22 protein-coding genes and 1 rRNA gene are annotated in these 14588 nt (G+C 54.9%); 10 read left to right on the forward strand and 13 right to left on the reverse strand.

Going from position 1 to position 14588, the window contains the following annotated elements:
- Window positions 1-2: 2 nt before the first annotated feature.
- Window positions 3-623 (forward strand): GNAT family N-acetyltransferase, encoded by a 621-nt coding sequence (locus tag ACZ5M3_RS04095; RefSeq protein ID WP_464840395.1) that lies wholly within the window; start codon window positions 3-5, stop codon window positions 621-623.
- On the opposite strand, the gene ACZ5M3_RS04100 is transcribed toward ACZ5M3_RS04095, so the two are convergent.
- The gene (locus ACZ5M3_RS04100) at window positions 616-1338 is read right to left on the reverse strand and encodes a GNAT family N-acetyltransferase (RefSeq protein WP_464840396.1); all 723 of its coding nucleotides are present in this window, start codon (window positions 1336-1338) and stop codon (window positions 616-618) included. The two genes, ACZ5M3_RS04095 and ACZ5M3_RS04100, sit on opposite strands and share 8 nt — an antisense overlap.
- A 38-nt stretch (window positions 1339-1376) precedes the next feature.
- Here ACZ5M3_RS04100 and ACZ5M3_RS04105 point away from each other — a divergent pair, with 38 nt between their 5' ends.
- Together ACZ5M3_RS04105 and ACZ5M3_RS04110 are read left to right on the forward strand one after the other, a co-directional pair.
- A complete protein-coding gene (locus ACZ5M3_RS04105; protein WP_464840397.1) occupies window positions 1377-1805 on the forward strand; it encodes a hypothetical protein in 429 nt (142 codons plus the stop codon).
- A gap of 12 nt (window positions 1806-1817) precedes the next feature.
- Window positions 1818-2273 (forward strand): GNAT family N-acetyltransferase, encoded by a 456-nt coding sequence (locus tag ACZ5M3_RS04110; RefSeq protein WP_464840398.1) that lies wholly within the window; start codon window positions 1818-1820, stop codon window positions 2271-2273.
- Between the two features lie 19 nt (window positions 2274-2292).
- Here the strand turns inward: ACZ5M3_RS04110 and ACZ5M3_RS04115 are convergent, their stop codons facing one another.
- A complete protein-coding gene (locus ACZ5M3_RS04115) occupies window positions 2293-2571 on the reverse strand; it encodes a hypothetical protein (RefSeq protein ID WP_464840399.1) in 279 nt (92 codons plus the stop codon).
- Window positions 2561-2872 (reverse strand): ArsR/SmtB family transcription factor, encoded by a 312-nt coding sequence (locus ACZ5M3_RS04120; protein ID WP_464840400.1) that lies wholly within the window; start codon window positions 2870-2872, stop codon window positions 2561-2563. The genes ACZ5M3_RS04115 and ACZ5M3_RS04120 overlap by 11 nt, the downstream gene beginning before the upstream one ends.
- A 107-nt stretch (window positions 2873-2979) precedes the next feature.
- Here ACZ5M3_RS04120 and ACZ5M3_RS04125 point away from each other — a divergent pair, with 107 nt between their 5' ends.
- Window positions 2980-4173 (forward strand): MFS transporter, encoded by a 1194-nt coding sequence (locus tag ACZ5M3_RS04125; protein ID WP_464840401.1) that lies wholly within the window; start codon window positions 2980-2982, stop codon window positions 4171-4173.
- A 38-nt stretch (window positions 4174-4211) separates the two neighbouring features.
- Here ACZ5M3_RS04125 and ACZ5M3_RS04130 read toward each other — a convergent pair whose 3' ends face one another.
- Genes ACZ5M3_RS04130 through ACZ5M3_RS04145 form a run of 4 tightly spaced genes read right to left on the reverse strand, consistent with a single transcriptional unit; the run spans window position 4212 to window position 6555 of the window.
- A complete protein-coding gene (locus ACZ5M3_RS04130) occupies window positions 4212-4775 on the reverse strand; it encodes a nicotinamide-nucleotide adenylyltransferase (protein ID WP_464840402.1) in 564 nt (187 codons plus the stop codon).
- 5 nt (window positions 4776-4780) lie between these two features.
- Window positions 4781-5209 carry a HEPN domain-containing protein gene (locus ACZ5M3_RS04135; protein ID WP_464840403.1) on the reverse strand — a complete coding sequence of 143 codons (429 nt, stop codon included), beginning with the start codon at window positions 5207-5209 and terminating at the stop codon, window positions 4781-4783.
- Window positions 5199-5738, reverse strand: a complete 540-nt coding sequence (locus tag ACZ5M3_RS04140) for a nucleotidyltransferase domain-containing protein (protein WP_464840404.1) — start codon at window positions 5736-5738, stop codon at window positions 5199-5201. The genes ACZ5M3_RS04135 and ACZ5M3_RS04140 overlap by 11 nt, the downstream gene beginning before the upstream one ends.
- 46 nt (window positions 5739-5784) lie before the next feature.
- A complete protein-coding gene (locus ACZ5M3_RS04145; RefSeq protein ID WP_464840715.1) occupies window positions 5785-6555 on the reverse strand; it encodes an SAM hydrolase/SAM-dependent halogenase family protein in 771 nt (256 codons plus the stop codon).
- Between the two features lie 50 nt (window positions 6556-6605).
- On the opposite strand from ACZ5M3_RS04145, the gene ACZ5M3_RS04150 reads away from it, so the two are divergent.
- Genes ACZ5M3_RS04150 through pgsA form a run of 3 tightly spaced genes read left to right on the forward strand, consistent with a single transcriptional unit; the run spans window position 6606 to window position 9320 of the window.
- Window positions 6606-8207 (forward strand): transglutaminase domain-containing protein, encoded by a 1602-nt coding sequence (locus ACZ5M3_RS04150; RefSeq protein WP_464840405.1) that lies wholly within the window; start codon window positions 6606-6608, stop codon window positions 8205-8207.
- On the forward strand, window positions 8207-8743 hold the full coding sequence (locus tag ACZ5M3_RS04155) for a tRNA (cytidine(56)-2'-O)-methyltransferase (protein ID WP_464840406.1): 537 nt from the start codon (window positions 8207-8209) through the stop codon (window positions 8741-8743). The genes ACZ5M3_RS04150 and ACZ5M3_RS04155 overlap by 1 nt, the downstream gene beginning before the upstream one ends.
- 10 nt (window positions 8744-8753) lie before the next feature.
- Entirely contained in the window at window positions 8754-9320 is a 567-nt protein-coding gene (gene pgsA / locus ACZ5M3_RS04160) for an archaetidylinositol phosphate synthase (protein ID WP_464840407.1), read from the forward strand.
- A gap of 72 nt (window positions 9321-9392) precedes the next feature.
- Here pgsA and ACZ5M3_RS04165 read toward each other — a convergent pair whose 3' ends face one another.
- Window positions 9393-10100 (reverse strand): HAD family hydrolase, encoded by a 708-nt coding sequence (locus ACZ5M3_RS04165; protein WP_464840716.1) that lies wholly within the window; start codon window positions 10098-10100, stop codon window positions 9393-9395.
- A gap of 152 nt (window positions 10101-10252) precedes the next feature.
- On the opposite strand from ACZ5M3_RS04165, the gene ACZ5M3_RS04170 reads away from it, so the two are divergent.
- Window positions 10253-10522 (forward strand): hypothetical protein, encoded by a 270-nt coding sequence (locus ACZ5M3_RS04170; protein ID WP_464840408.1) that lies wholly within the window; start codon window positions 10253-10255, stop codon window positions 10520-10522.
- On the opposite strand, the gene ACZ5M3_RS04175 is transcribed toward ACZ5M3_RS04170, so the two are convergent.
- Together ACZ5M3_RS04175 and ACZ5M3_RS04180 are read right to left on the reverse strand one after the other, a co-directional pair.
- The gene (locus tag ACZ5M3_RS04175) at window positions 10503-11072 is read right to left on the reverse strand and encodes an ASCH domain-containing protein (RefSeq protein ID WP_464840409.1); all 570 of its coding nucleotides are present in this window, start codon (window positions 11070-11072) and stop codon (window positions 10503-10505) included. The genes ACZ5M3_RS04170 and ACZ5M3_RS04175 overlap by 20 nt on opposite strands.
- Window positions 11069-11407, reverse strand: a complete 339-nt coding sequence (locus tag ACZ5M3_RS04180) for an ASCH domain-containing protein (RefSeq protein ID WP_464840717.1) — start codon at window positions 11405-11407, stop codon at window positions 11069-11071. The genes ACZ5M3_RS04175 and ACZ5M3_RS04180 overlap by 4 nt, the downstream gene beginning before the upstream one ends.
- A 92-nt stretch (window positions 11408-11499) precedes the next feature.
- Here ACZ5M3_RS04180 and ACZ5M3_RS04185 point away from each other — a divergent pair, with 92 nt between their 5' ends.
- The gene (locus ACZ5M3_RS04185; RefSeq protein WP_258083901.1) at window positions 11500-11664 is read left to right on the forward strand and encodes a class III signal peptide-containing protein; all 165 of its coding nucleotides are present in this window, start codon (window positions 11500-11502) and stop codon (window positions 11662-11664) included.
- Window positions 11665-11673: 9 nt separating this feature from the next.
- On the forward strand, window positions 11674-12894 hold the full coding sequence (locus ACZ5M3_RS04190; RefSeq protein WP_464840410.1) for an A24 family peptidase C-terminal domain-containing protein: 1221 nt from the start codon (window positions 11674-11676) through the stop codon (window positions 12892-12894).
- Window positions 12895-13046: 152 nt separating this feature from the next.
- Here ACZ5M3_RS04190 and ACZ5M3_RS04195 read toward each other — a convergent pair whose 3' ends face one another.
- The 3 genes from ACZ5M3_RS04195 to rrf form a co-directional block, all read right to left on the reverse strand.
- A complete protein-coding gene (locus tag ACZ5M3_RS04195; protein WP_464840411.1) occupies window positions 13047-13670 on the reverse strand; it encodes an HAD-IB family phosphatase in 624 nt (207 codons plus the stop codon).
- Window positions 13671-13710: 40 nt separating this feature from the next.
- A complete protein-coding gene (locus ACZ5M3_RS04200) occupies window positions 13711-14373 on the reverse strand; it encodes a protein-L-isoaspartate(D-aspartate) O-methyltransferase (RefSeq protein ID WP_464840718.1) in 663 nt (220 codons plus the stop codon).
- A gap of 66 nt (window positions 14374-14439) precedes the next feature.
- Window positions 14440-14561 (reverse strand): 5S ribosomal RNA (gene rrf / locus ACZ5M3_RS04205).
- Window positions 14562-14588 lie beyond the last annotated feature (27 nt).

Genomic DNA, 14588 nt, shown 5'->3' on the forward strand with positions numbered 1-14588 from the left:
AGATGGAAATAGTTCGCCTCGATGAGGAACACCTTCCGGATTTCCAGGAGCTCTACATCGAATTCTTCCGTGAGCTCAGAGGGAAGCAGGGATGGAAGCCGGACGAGGAGGAAAGTTATAGGAAGGAAGCCGAGACCTACTTCAAAAGGGGCGACGTTATCTTTCTCGCCTACGAAAGAGAACCAGCGGGCTTCATACGGCTCTCCTCGCGCGAGGGCTACTTCTGGATTGAAGAGCTCTTCGTCAGGCCGGAGTTTCGGGGCAGGAGCATCGGGAGGGCACTCGTTGAGAGGGCTGAGGAGGAGGTGAAGGAGCACGACGACGCCCTCTACCTCTACGTTCTCCCCCAGGACAAGGACGCGGTAGCCTTCTGGAAGAGGCTTGGCTACGGCACGATAAACACCATCGAGCTCGTGAAGGACCTCAAGCCCTCGGGGCGCACGGCCTTTCACGCCGTCGAGCTTCTTGGCGAGAGGTTCAGAATCTTCCGCTGGAAGGGCGAGAAGTTCACGGAGGAAGAGAGGCGTTTCATGGAGCTGTTAGATGAGTTCTACAGAAAGGGAGGGACTAAAGAAGAATTCTTAAGGATGGTGAACCGGGCATTAAAAGAGTGGCTTAAGTGAAAACCTTCTCCATCCACTCAACTTTACCGATTTTCTTAAAGCCTTCTTCCTCTAAAATCTTCCAATCTTTCATCCAAACCTGAAGGAACATTCTTTTCCTGATTTTTCCAGCAAGGCACTCAGCAACTTTCACAATTCTTCTGTTGAGTCTCCTTCCGTAGACAACGGCATTTACACAGCTCCCCTCATCAACAAGAAGTATTGTAAAGTCCGCAAATCTGAATCGGGAAGCTTTTTTGTGGAGGTTCCAAAGGAAAAGACCTGAAGTGTAAACGGCTGAGATATTTGGAAACTTTGGTGGGCCATCATGATATGTCTCTACTTCTACGTCGCATCCTTTAACATCCGTTATAACCTTCACTTGCCAGTCTTTAACTTCAAATCCATTTTTCTCGTAGAACCTCATGGCGTTTTCGTCCTCTGGAATGACGCTTAGCCCTTTCAGGCCCCGTCTCTTTGCCCATTCCTCGGCGAACGCTAAGAGCTTTGAACCGATACCTTTGCCCCTATATCCCTCTTGAACCCAAAGAACATGGACGTGAGCCTTTCCATTGAAGGGTAAAAGCTCAATCTCCCCCTTATCTTTGTAGAGAAATACATCTCCACCAGAGTCCCTAATGGCTTTTAGGTAAATTTCAAAGTTTTCCCATGGAGGCTCTCCAGCATGTATTTCTCCTAAAATACTCCCATCATCAATTCCTGCTTTTCTTATCATCAAAAAAGCTTAAATTCAACGTCTTAAAAATGTTGACGATGAGAGCCGAAATCAAAAAATGGATAAACAAACTGTCAAAAAAGGCCGGGAAGGAGTTAAATGTTTCCTTTGAAGAGCTTTACACATATTTGACTGCAGAGACCTACGAGGGTGATAAATACACACCTGAGGACATTTTGTCAAATGAATACCTGCTGTTCCATGAACTAGTTGAAATTGAATGCCTCAGGAAGAAAGGCTTAGAAGTAACGTCAAATGTTATAGTCAAAAACCCTGAAACAGTTTATGAGTGCCATTTAAAAGCGCTCGAAGAGGAGCTTAAGTTTGCTCTCAAAGAAGGAGATGTTGAGTGGATTGAAAAGAGGCTTAAAGATGCTGAGAGCTATCTTAGTGATGAGTATCTGCCGAAGATGTTGAGAAATGAAGTTGTAAGGATTATTAGGAAGTTCAGCCAGCGAGAACCATAGTGAGGTGCAGGCATGATAATCAAACCCCTCGAAACCGAAGCCGAGAAACGGGCATGCCTTGATATAGCGAAGGGCCTCCCCGAGTGGTTCAACGAGGCCGGTCTGAGGGCCATCGAGCGCGACCTTATTGGGGGGGAGACCTATTTGGCGGTTGAAAATGGAGAGGTTTGGGGATTCATACCGATAAAGTCCCTCAATAACAAAGCCCTGGAAATCATCTGGATGGCCGTAAAGAGAGAACACAGGAGAAAGGGCATCGGCTCGAAGCTGCTTGAGTTCGTCGAAAATCTTGCCCGAAAGCGAGGCGTTGAAGTTCTCGTCGTCAAAACATCCGGCGATCTCTCGTACAAACCCTACGATGAGACGAGGCGTTTCTACGAGAAGAACGGCTTCGTGAGGGTAGCTCTGATAGACCCCTACCCTGAGTGGGGCGAGAAGGCGCTGATTTACGTCAAATGCATAGGATAATAATGGAAGTAAACGACAGTCACTCCTCTATGAACCTCTCTATCTTCTCCACCTTCTCCTCAATCCTCTGGAGTCTCTTCTCAATCTCCTCCAGGTTCTTTGTCAGTTGAGACGAGTCCCTGAACTCCTCGGGGAGGGCACGAATAACACCCCAGGACAGGGCCGACGAGAGCAGGAGAACGAACACAACGCCAAAAATCGCGTCGTCTGGCGTGAGTTCCATTCCCCAAAGGATTCCTATGGAAACAACGATTGCAAAGGCCCAGATTCCCGCCAGGAAGATGATCCTACTCCCCATCCAACCACCTCCTTATAGATTCGGGACTTACATGAAGTTCAAAGGGCAGGAGCTCATAGAATCGAAGGGCCTTGCCCTTCTCCTCATCAATCACAAGCCTGCTTTTCACGATTCCGGCCTTTTCAAGCTTTTTCAGGTGTATCTTTGCCAGCCCCCTGCTTACTCCCAGGGAGCGGGCTATCTCGTTGAGGTACATTGGCCTTCCTTCTTCCGCGAGCAAGGCGACTATCCTGAGTCTGAGTGGGTGTCCAAGGCCGTCAAGGAGCTTCGCTATCTCCTCCAGCCCCATGTAATCACTCACTAACATGTAATCATTTGATTACATTTAAAGGTTTCGGCACTGACCAGCCGAACTACGGGGAAGAGAAAAATCTTTAAATCTGGAGCGTAATCTGAACGGGGATTCAAATGCGCTGGAGTGAAATCCCCCGCGACGCCAAGGCCTACATGCTCTACCACACGCTTATCGCTCCCGGCTTGATAGTCTGGATTCTCTTCCCGCTCTACCTCATGATGACGGGCTACTCGATTCTGGAGGTCGGGGCGTTCTTTACAATAGTGAACATAGCCTCGATCCCGCTCACCTACCTCTTCGGCAGGCTCTTCAACCGCTGGGACATCAAAAAGGGTCTTATCGCCATAGACGTACTCGACGGCATCGCCTACGTCCTCTACGGCCTTGCCAGAGGTGCCATGGCTCCCCTCATGCTCTTCGCCGGAAGGACGGTGGAGAAGCTATCAACCGTGCTTTACCCCCTCTATCGAGCCTACGAGCAGATAATCTATCCAGAGGACAAGTACGAGGAGATATTCGCCTGGCATCTTCGTTTGCCGGAGATAGCGAGACTGATAACATTCCCTGTTCTGGGCTATATCTTTGGCTACCTCTACCCCGGCGCGGAGAGCTACCGCTGGGCGTTCCTATTCTTCGGCCTCTTCTCGGCCGTTACGGTCGCCTACATCCGGCTCTTCCTGCCATCGGTCGGCAGGGAGGAGAGGATAACGCCCGAGGGTTTCACGTTTAAGGCGGGGGAGTTCAAGGTTCTCCTCGCCTTCGAGGCCCTGCTAACGCTCGCCTGGGCGCTCGCCCCGGAGCTGGTGCTCATCAACTACGTCGTCTTCGTGTTGCATAAGACGGTCTTCGAGGTGACGCTGATAGCCGTAGCGAGCAGTCTGGCCTCGATTCTGGGAACCTACGCCAGCGAGCGCGTTCCGAAGGAGAAGGGCTTTCAAGCGATAGCCTTCGGCATGTTTCTCAACGCCGGTTATGCACTGGTTATGGCGCTCTCTCCCCCGTTCTGGCTCGCTTTAGCCGTTTACGCCATCGGAGACTTCGGGAACACCTTTTGGTTCCCGTTCTACCGCTCGTGGATGTTCAAGCTCATCCCCAGGGAGAGGGCGAGCGAGTTCCACGCAGCTATATCGAGCTACAGAAAGGTTCTTGGGCTGATAACACCGTTTATAGCAGGGTTTCTCGCGAGTGTCCACGCAACTCTGCCGTACGCGGCGAGTCTGGTGCTGTTTTTGGTAACGGGAGCCCTGTTCATGTGGCTCTACAAATCCAGGACGGCAGGAGCACCGGCGTCTAACCCTCGACCATAGCCCTCAAGCGCCTGCATCCGGTCTCCCATAACGCCACCTCAGAACTCCGGAATCCTTATCGGCGCCTGAAGCTCTTTCTCGTTCTTCTCAAGATTTGTCGCGAGCATGCGTATTCTTTCACAGCCCTTTATCTCCCTGATGAACTCGGCTACGCTCCTCGGCACGAGCTCCTCCCAGGGCTGTCCCTCAATCATGCGCTTCCGTATTTCAGTCGCCGAGAGGATGTCCTTCCTGAACATCGGCTGGACGATGACCTCGTAGCCCTTCTCGCGGAAGAGCTGTGCAACGAGGGAGTTGCCGGTGAACACGACGTCGAAGCGCGGGACCATACTCACCACGTAGGTCGCCCAGATGGCGTTGAAGTTTATGTCGGGCAGAGGAATCAGATAGTAGCGTTTCTCCAGACCCGCCTCGTTCAGCGCCCTGATGAGCATCTCCATCCTTTCGCTCGTCGTGAAGGGGTTCTTGAGCGTGTGGCTCGCCTGGGCGCTTCCGATACCTATGATTACCTCGTCAACCTTGGAAAAAACGAATTCGAGCGCCTTTATGTGCCCGTTGTGAACCGGCTGAAACCGGCCGACGAAGAGACCGCGTTTAACCATTGCTTTCACCTCCCCACAAAACTTTCAACAACAGCAATGAACTCCGAAACCTTTGGGATTATGCCCTCAACTTCTTCGGGATCAGGAGAAAAGCCAACGTCATACTGGGTTTGATGTCTCAGACTCCTAATGTAATCGAGGTATCTGACCCATTTGGCATCCAAGATCCCTCGCTCAACGTAGAATTTGCGGAGATAGGCGGATATGCACGCGTGGCTTTTTTCTCTCCAACCATCTTTGAAGAGAAGCGCCCTCGCAGCATGAAAGAATGCAAGGTAGGCCATTACAAGTGCACCGTCGTAGATCCCAAGGTTCAAGTTCTTCCCTGCAGATTCCAGGAATGAACGGGCTCTGGCGAGGCTCAGATGGGCCGTTTCGGGCTGGGGTTCGATTCTCCTCAGGTAGCCACGATCCACGCATTCCTCAAGTCCCATTTATATCCCCCCAGATGGCCAGAGAAGACAGCTTAATGCTCCAGTAGAGGTAGGGATTCTCTCTCTTTAGGCGGGCAAGCTTTTCCCTGGTAAGTACAAGGAGGTCAACCTCCCTCCCAAGGACCCTCTCCAGGTTCTCCCTCAGCTCCATAATCTTGAGGGGGTCTTTCTTATCAACCAGAATCCAAACGTCCACATCGCTGTCTTTTCTGTTCTCACCCCGGGCAAAACTCCCGTAGACTCCAAGGGCTTTTATCCAGTCGCATTTGAAGGGAAGGAGTTTTTCCCTAAGAATCCAGAAATTGAGAAAGCGCTTAGTCTCCCTGAGTTCAGGGCTGGGGACAAGATAAAACCTCCTGCCCTGCTTTCTTATAAATCCCAGATCCATCAGCTCTTTGAGATAGAGGGAAACCAGCCCCTTGCTGACTCCCACGGCCCTTGCGACGTCTTCTATTCCAAACTCGTCAACGTCCATTATGTACTCTAAGATTCGTTCTCGGTTCCCTGTAGATGCGAGTCTATGTATCATGACCCTACCTCTCGTTCAAGATTTTTGAACGTTTCGTTCAAGATTTTTAAACCAACCTCACCCTCACCTCGTCCCCGACCTTCAGGCCGAGCTTTTCAGCGGCACTCCCCTGATTGACGGCTATCTCCAGGTAGTCGTGGCTTCCCGGCAAAGCCAAAAGCTCACCGGGATCCACCTGGCCGTATGTGTCTAGGTAGGGTATTCTGAGCCGAAGATCAACCAGCTCGACTTCCTTGGGTCTTTCGTAACCCTCAAGGTTCAGTATGACGTTGCCGAAGTCGTCGATGTATATGACCTTGAGCAGCCAGAGGTCGTCTTCCCTCCTCGGTTCGACGTCCAGCCTAATTAAGCTTTCCAGCGGGATCTCGTTTCCGAGCTTCTCCGGCTCAACCCACGCATCAAGGAGCGCCCCAACGGGGCCAAAAACGTCCCTCCCGTGGAAGGTCGAGCTTATCTCCCACTTCGTGAATTGCTCCACCCTCTCGAAGTCTATCTCCCACGCTCTCTTCGCCTTAATGTGCTTGAGGGGAAGCGTGGCCAGGCCGTTGTCCGGAACGACGAGGAACTGCTCGCCCTCGATTATAACCGCCCGCCTCTCGGTTCCAACGCCCGGGTCAATAACGCCGACGTGAACCGTTCCCTCCGGGGAGTACTTGACCACCTGCTCCATAACGAATGAACCTTCTAAGACTGAATGCCGGGTTATTGAATGGCTGACATCAACGATTACCGCCTCCGGGTTGAGCCTCAGTATGGCAGCCTTCATCTCCCCAACGTAAGGGCCCCTCAGGCCGAAGTCAGTCGTCAGCGTTATCATCGGCACCACCTAAAGCTTATTAACGGTTGGGGCTTTAAAGGGTTTGGAAGATGGTCATGAGAAAGCTGATCCCTCTCCTGCTGATTCTCATCGTGGTAGTTTCGGGCTGCCTCTTCAAACCACCGGCCGAGGTCAGGTTCTCCGTCGACAAGACGCTTGTACGGCCGGGCGGAACGATTCACGTGATGATACTCGTCAATAACACCGGCAAGGTTGGCCTCACAGGTGCGACACTTGTTCTGGGCGACGACAGCTTCCAGATACTCCAGGAGCCGAAGTTTCCTGAGGTACTCCCCGTGGGCGATGCGGTGCAGCTCGTCTGGATTCTAAGGGCACCGATGAAGCCAGGAGTCTACAGCCTGAAGCTGTCTCTTGAGCTTACGGATGAGCTCAAACGCTCCTGGACTGGATTTTACGGGCAGTTCAGGATAACGGTATCGAGCGAAGCCGGGCCCTCGGATGATGTCGAGATCAGCGTGGAGGCGCCCAGTGTAATCAGCGGTGGGGAAACCGCCGATATAACCGTGGTCATCAAAAACAAGCTCGACGTCCCGATAGAGCTCCGCGACCTCAGCTTCAACCTGTTCAACGGCATGAAGATCGTAAGCGCCAACGCCCTCCCAGCAACGGTCGACGGAAGGGGGGAGGTCAGAGTGAGCTACACGGTAAAGGCACCCTACGCCCACCGCGAGGGCTACATCTCGGCCATCCTCAGGTACGCGATAAGCGGTGCTGAGGGCAGCACCGTCAAGAGCTTTCCAATGAAGGTAGTGTGGAGGCCCTGGAACCAGAGCAGGGAAGTCCTCAGGGAGGCCTACGGCCTGAAGTACCACTGGATAACCGACGAGTACATAGTCGACGGATACTGGATGGAGCTCTACAACTCCACGTCGGAGTTCAACAGGACAGAGCTCAGGAACATTGCCCCGAAAGTAATTGGAAATGCCGAGTCGGAGCCCCAGGCCGCGGAGGCAATATACGGCTGGATGATGAGGACATATTCCCTGGGCGACACGACGTCCAGCCTTGAGCCCTCAAAGATACTTCAGCAGGACAGGATAAGCTACGCCGAGGCACAGATACTGATCACCGCAATGCTCCGCTCGGTGGACATCCCGGCGAGGGTAATAACGCTCTCAAACGGGACAGACTGCACCCTCAGACCCATGACGGAGTTCTACACCGCCGACGGATGGTACATAGTGGACGTGAGGCACGGGTTCGTCGGGTCGATTGACGAGTACATCGCCAGCCCGTACTTCCCGAAGATCTACCAGCTCGTGACCCGCGACGGATACAGGGTGGTCGCCCAGGCACCGGCCACTCTGAAGGGGCACGAACACGTAGATGTTACAGGAGATTTCCTCGCGAACTTGGAGGACAGGCTCCTCAAGATGGTGACCGAAAGGCTCAACCCAGAGCTCCGCTCGAAGCTTATGATAGTCATGAACAACCTCGACGAGAACGAAAGGCTCTATGCCCTCTTCCTCTTTGCCTCGGCGCCCAGTGAGGACGACCTGAACAGGGTGCTGAGCAAGTACAGCACTGACAAGATAGAGCAAGACGTAAAAACCATGTACGAGTTCTACAAGAACATGACCTGGAGGGACGACTTCACAAGATACTGGAAGATATTTGCGGGGGAGGTGTGATGATAGCCGTTCTGAGACTCGGACACAGGCCGGAGAGGGACAAGAGGATAACCACCCACGTGGCACTGACGGCGAGGGCCTTTGGGGCGGATAAAATAATCATCGCCGCCGGGGAAGACGAGCACGTGAGGGAGAGCGTCGAGGACGTTGTTCGGAGGTGGGGAGGGCCCTTCGAGATAGCCTTCGACCCCGCCTGGAAAAGGATTCTGAGGGAGTGGAAGGAGCGGGGAGGGATCATAGTCCACCTCACGATGTACGGAGTTCACATCGACGACGCCATGCCGGGGATCAGGGGAGAGCTGATGGAGGGCAGGGACATTCTCATCGTAGTCGGTGCCGAAAAGGTGCCGAGGGATGTCTACGACATCGCCGATTACAACGTCGGCGTGGGGAATCAGCCGCACAGCGAGGTCGCGGCTCTGGCGGTATTCCTGGACAGGCTCCTCGACGGGGAGGGCTTGAGGAAGGAGTTCCAGAACGCAAGGCTCAGAATAATTCCGCAGGAGAGGGGCAAAAAGATAATCGAGCTGGAGTGAGGGGGTTCAAATGGTTCTCAACAGATACCGCGGGAACGTGAAGGGTTACCTGGAGGCAGTCGTCAGGCCCCTCGCGAAGGCGGGCGTCACACCGAACCAGATAACAGTCCTCGGCCTGCTGATAAGCCTCGCCGGTGCTTACTTCTTCTACCGGGGGGAGCAGGTCATCGCGGCACTCATTCTGCTCTTCGGTTCGCTTATAGACGCCCTCGATGGGACACTCGCGAGATTGACCGGAAAAACGAGCCGCTTCGGGGCCTTCCTCGACTCCACCTTCGACAGGATAAGCGACGGTGCCGTGCTCTTCGGCATAGCCCTCGGGAACCTCGTTGACTGGCGGGTGGCGTTTCTGGCATTCATGGGGAGCTACCTGGTTAGCTATGAGCGGTGCCGGGCGGAGCTGGCCGGTTCAGGGAGGCTGGCCGTCGGAATAGCCGAGAGGGCCGAGAGGCTGCTCATACTCATATTCGCGGCGCTCTTCGGCTACGTCGAGTATGGCGTTTACCTGGTGGCGGTGCTCGCGTGGATAACCGTTTTCCAGAGGCTCTATGCGGCATATCAGAGGCTCAGGGAGTGAGGAAAAAGGGGGATGACGAGAATTTCGCTAGGCGAGGCCTCGCCGATGAAGAGCCCTGCCGTTGCCGACCCCTCATCTTTCCATAAGGCCTTTCACGACCTCAACGACCTCTCCAAGTTTTGAGACCACGAAGTCGCAGCTGCCCCACAGCTCCCTCTTCCCCCCATCCGGGTCGAGGAGGACGCTCCTCATGCCGACCCTCTTGGCCCCTACGCAGTCCTTGGCGGGGTTGTCGCCGACGTAGAGGGCTTCGCTCGCTTCAACACCGGCCCTTTCAAGCGCGAGCCTGAAGGGCATCTCATGGGGCTTGTAGAAGCCGGCATCCTCGCTCGTCGTTATGCTGTCGAAGAGGTCGTAGATCCCGAGGGCCCTGAGGTGGGCCTCGATGTAGTCGTTGTCCGAGTCCGTTATGATTCCGACGTGCAGGCCGAGGGCTTTGAGGGTCTCGATGGTCTCGACGGCATCGGGGAAGAGCTCTCCGAAGCGCTCGTGCATGGCGATGCTTATCTCCCAGAAGTCGTCGGGAACTGGGAAGCCGTAGCGCCCGGCCACCTTTCTCATGGCCTCGGTATCAACCTCCCGTATTCTGACGTAGGGCTTGCCGGCGAGCTCCAGGAACATGGCGGAGCTCTCGGCCTCGTACTCCTCCCAGAGCCTCACGTAATCGAGGTCTTCCCTTCCGGCCCTTTTGAGGACTTCCCTCACGATGTTCTGGTGGGTAACGTTTTCGCCCTCCTTCGTTATGAGCGTGCCCACGAAATCGAAGAAGACGGCCTTCACCACAACCACCGGAGGGAGTTGGGGGCGGACGTTAAAACCGTTGCCTGGCAGAACGACAAGTTGGATCCAAAAATCTTTCAGAAAGTTGCATTGATGACAGAAAATACCTGGAAAAACTTTTATCCCATCCGGAGGAGAGGTCGGCGACGGAGGTGGTGAAGATCGAGGCGATACTCCTCGTCTGGGGCGTCCGGGACGAGGTTCTGGAAAAGCTCCCCGTCGAAGGGTACTGGCTCTACGGGGAGTACGACTTCATAGCAAAGATGGAATTCAGGGACGAGTTCGAGATGGAGGAGTTCATGAGAGACCTCAAGCGGGTAATCCACGGGGGAACCTTCAAGCTCATCCCGGTTGTAATCTCGGCGGTCAAGAACGGAGAAGGAGCAAGCGTAGTTGAGGGGCTCAAACCTTTGGCCCCATGATCCCCCTCCTTTTCAGCTCCTCGTATGCCCTCCTGAGGGCGTCTCTGATCAGATATCTCTTGTTCATACCACCGAGCCTGTGGGCGGCCTTTCTCAGACTTCCAGCCCGGAGGAAGAGCTCAAGGAGTTCCCTGTCCTCGTCGGGGAGGTCGAGGTGCTCAAGGGCCTTCTCGGCAATCTCCACCGGCAGGTTGCCCTCATAGGCGTAGTCCGAACTCATGACAGGGTTCCTGAAGCGCTCCATGATGCGAAAGACTATAACGTGGGCAACGGAGTCGTCGTTGACGTACTTGTAATGGCCCTTGAGGGCCTTTATCAGCTCTTCCCTGTCAGAAAACCCGTCCAGAAGAGCGTCCTCGTCGGTGAGCTCCCCCACCCTTTTGCTCTCCACCCTCTCGATAACCGCCCTCGCTATGACCCTGCCCCCAGAATGTATGAGAACCTCGTCCCCGGGTTTGAGGTTCGGCCTCCTGCCCAGCCTCACCGTTGCCCGCTTCTTTCCTCCCAGTATCGCCTCAGCGTAGCGTCCATCGAACTCCAGGTGCCTCATCTCCCCTCACCGAGGAGCTTGAACTTTATGGCGATTACCCCGTAGCGGTTCTCCTTCCACTTTGGGTACATGCCGTGGAACCTCTTAACCGCCCTCTCAAAGCTCGGTTCGTCCGGGAATATCTTCCTTATGGGTTCCTCCCTCAGAACCTGCCGGAAGGTCTCGTAGCGCTTGACCGCGGTAACCACGGCGGGAATCGTGTCGTTGAATATGATCTTGTCCCCCGCTTTTATGTCCCTGAGGGCTGGATACGCAACCCTGACCTCGATCCGCTTTTCTCCGGACTTTATATACTCCAGGTACTCCTCGCGAACCCTCAAGTGATAAACCCTCATTTTCACCACGTTAGGCTTCTCTTTTCCCTTAAAAGCTTACCCTATGGAAACTTTTAAATCCTTTAGCGCCTTAGAATGTTTAGGTGTAGAAGATGAGACGAGCCCAGGGAGCCCTCGAGTACCTGTTCATGCTTGCGGCGGTGCTCATTCTGGTGACCATAGCAGCCAGGGTTGTCCTCAACAGCACGAGGAACCTCAACGAGGCAATATCAAACTACACCACCCAGGTGAGGAAACAGATCCTCGAAGACCTGTGAGGTGAAATCATGGATTACGTTCCCCTGATTCTGGGGCTGGTTATGGGAGTCGTTACTTCCTATACCGATATTAAGACCGGATTCGTTTTTGACACCCACATCTTCCCGACGCTAACCCTCATAGGAAAGCTCCTCGGGTGGGAGGAGGAAGAGGAAGGGGAGGAAGACCTTCCTGGGTGGGTTCCCAGGCTCATAATACCCGCCGTCGAGGTCGGAATACTCTATCATCTCTACCTCGGAATCAGCCAGGGGGATGCACTCCTGGCCGCATCGGGGTTCATAGGGCTTGTCCTGGGCCTCGTCATTGGGCTTCTCCTGTACTACATCGGGGCATGGGCGAGCGGCGACGCGGTGATACTCGCCGGATTTTCCGCACTCCTGCCCTACGCACCGGCAACGGCCTCGGTCGTTGCCCCATACACCGCTGAGTATCCCCTCTACCCCCTGACGATACTGATCAACAGCATCATAGCGGTGTTCCCCTTCATATTCCTTTACTCCCTCGGCGTGCTCATCGCCAGGAGGAAGTTCGGGGAGCTGAAAGGTATATTCACAGACAGGGCGAGACTTACACTTGAGGTCTCCCTCTGGATAATGGCCGCCCTCGGCCTCAGGCTGATCCTCCACGACCTGACTGGAGTGTCCATGGCTGGAATCTGGTCCTGGCTCTTCACGATAGCGATCATCTACGCCCTGGGGAAGTTCAGGAAAGCGGGGGACCTCATGGGACTCGCGGTGCTGGCATACCTGGTCTATCAAGAACCATCGGCGGCGGTGGGGGCGTTTCTGAAGCTCCTTGCCGTGCTGTACATCTTCAAGGTCTTCCTATCCCTCGTGAAGTTCATGCGCACCGAGATTCTAATGGAAGAGGTCGCGGTGGAGAAGCTCAGGGAGTGGGACATCCTGGGCGAGACCGTCTTTGAGAAGGAAGGGGAAATCCTCAGGGACAGGACGGATCCATTCACAAGGATAAAGAACGCCCTCCTGAGTGCCGACCTGAGCGCCCTCCACCCGGACTACGGCAGGGTTATAGCGTCCTCAACCGCTGAGGGGCTGACCGGGGAGCAGATAGAAGAGCTGAAACGCCTCGTCGAGGAGGGAAAACTTGAAAACCGCTTCCTGAGGAAGAAGTCGATGCCATTTGCCCCGGCGCTCTTCCTCGGCTTCCTGATAAGCTACTTCTGGGGCGATATCTTCTGGTGGATTCAGCTCAAGATAGCGGGGCTGTGAGAAAATGATTTAAAACCGTCCCCGAACATGTCTCCGGCCCGGCGTCCGCCCACCCCGCGGAGGAGTGAGGCGGGGGTTCCGGTCGGGCCAACAGGGGGATGACGAGCTTTTGCTTTGCCGAGCGGTGATGAACACGCCCTTCACTGACCCCGCTATTCTATGAGCCCCTTAACGATCTCCATGACCTCGTAGAGGCTCTCAACGTTGTGGTCGCCCTCAACGCCCTCGTGGGGGTTTATCGCTATGCTGACGTCGGCCTCCCTAAACATGCTCAGGTCGTTGTAGCCATCGCCCACCGCAACGGTAAGCTCCGGCCTTAACTCGTTCTTCAGCCCGCGCAGGATGACCCCCTTGCTCTCGAAGTCAACTAGGGGCTTCACCTTTCCGGTGACAACGCCGTTCTCGTCAAAGACCAGCTCGTTGGCGAAGACGTAATCAACTCCGAGCTCCCCCGCTACCCGTTCCGCGAGACACATGAGACCACTGCTCAGTATGGCTATCCTGAAGCCGTTCTTCCTTAGAAACTCAATGAGCTCCCTCACGCCGTCCATGTACTCAACCGAGCTCGCCCACTCCATTATTTCCTCCCTCGTGTGTCCCCTCCAGAGGGAGGCATCGAGCTCGGCCCACTTCACGTAGTCGATCTTTCCGGAAAAGAAGAGCTCGGCGTATTCCTTTCCCTTCTCCCATGTCCCGAACCTCTTGTGGAGCTCCACCCAGCTGGATACGGATTTGACCAGAGTCCCCTCGAGATCAAAAGCTATGAGCCTGACCATCTTACCACCTTAAAGGAGAGCCGGCTTTGGTCTTAAAAGCCTATTCCCCCCAGCCGTGCTCCCCTATGAGGGGCACGAAGGCAACGCCCCCGTGGTTCTTAGTTTCAATCGAACCATCGGGGAGCTTGACGACCTCCAGGAGGTCCTGCCACAGATGGTAGCCGCCCACAGGGATTAAGAGCTTCCCTCCCGGCTTCAGCTGTTCCACGAGGGGCTCGGGAACCTTTGGCGCCCCGGCGGTGACGATTATCCTGTCGTAGGGTGCCTTTGGCGGGAAGCCCTTCGTTCCGTCTCCGGGGATCACGTGGACGTGTCTCACCCCAGCCCGCTCAAGGTTCCTCCTGGCGAATTCGACCAGTTCGGGGATCCGTTCGATAGTGTAGACGTCCCCCTTGACGAGTTCCGCCATCAGGGCCGCGTTCCATCCGCTACCGGTTCCCACCTCAAGGACGTTCATCCCCGGTTTAAGCTCCGCCAGCTCAAGCATTATCGCAACCATGTGGGGCGCACTTATCGTCTGTCCGGCCGGAATCGGAAGGGGCTCATCAACGTGGGCGTAGTCCCAGTAGCGCTTCTGGACGAAGAGATAGCGCGGATACTTAAGAAAAGCCTCCCTAACGGCCTCACTCCGAATAATCCGCTCCCTGAAAAGCCTCTCAACGGTTCGCCTCCATCTCCTCTGGAGTTCATTCTCAGAGACCATATGACTCATCAAAAAGAAGTACGCACCCAAACGATTTAAGACTTGCGAGAAGGGTTTGGGGATAGTGGCCGGCGGCGTCCCCGGCTTCCCGCCCCCTCCCGGAGGGCAGTACAACCGGGATCGCTGGCGGGCTTAACTTCCGGGGTCGAAACGAGACCGGGTGTGACCCCGCCGCTATGACCGCCGTACCGTTCTATAGCTCCCGCGGTGCATTT

The sequence above is a fragment of the Thermococcus coalescens genome (assembly GCF_055392585.1).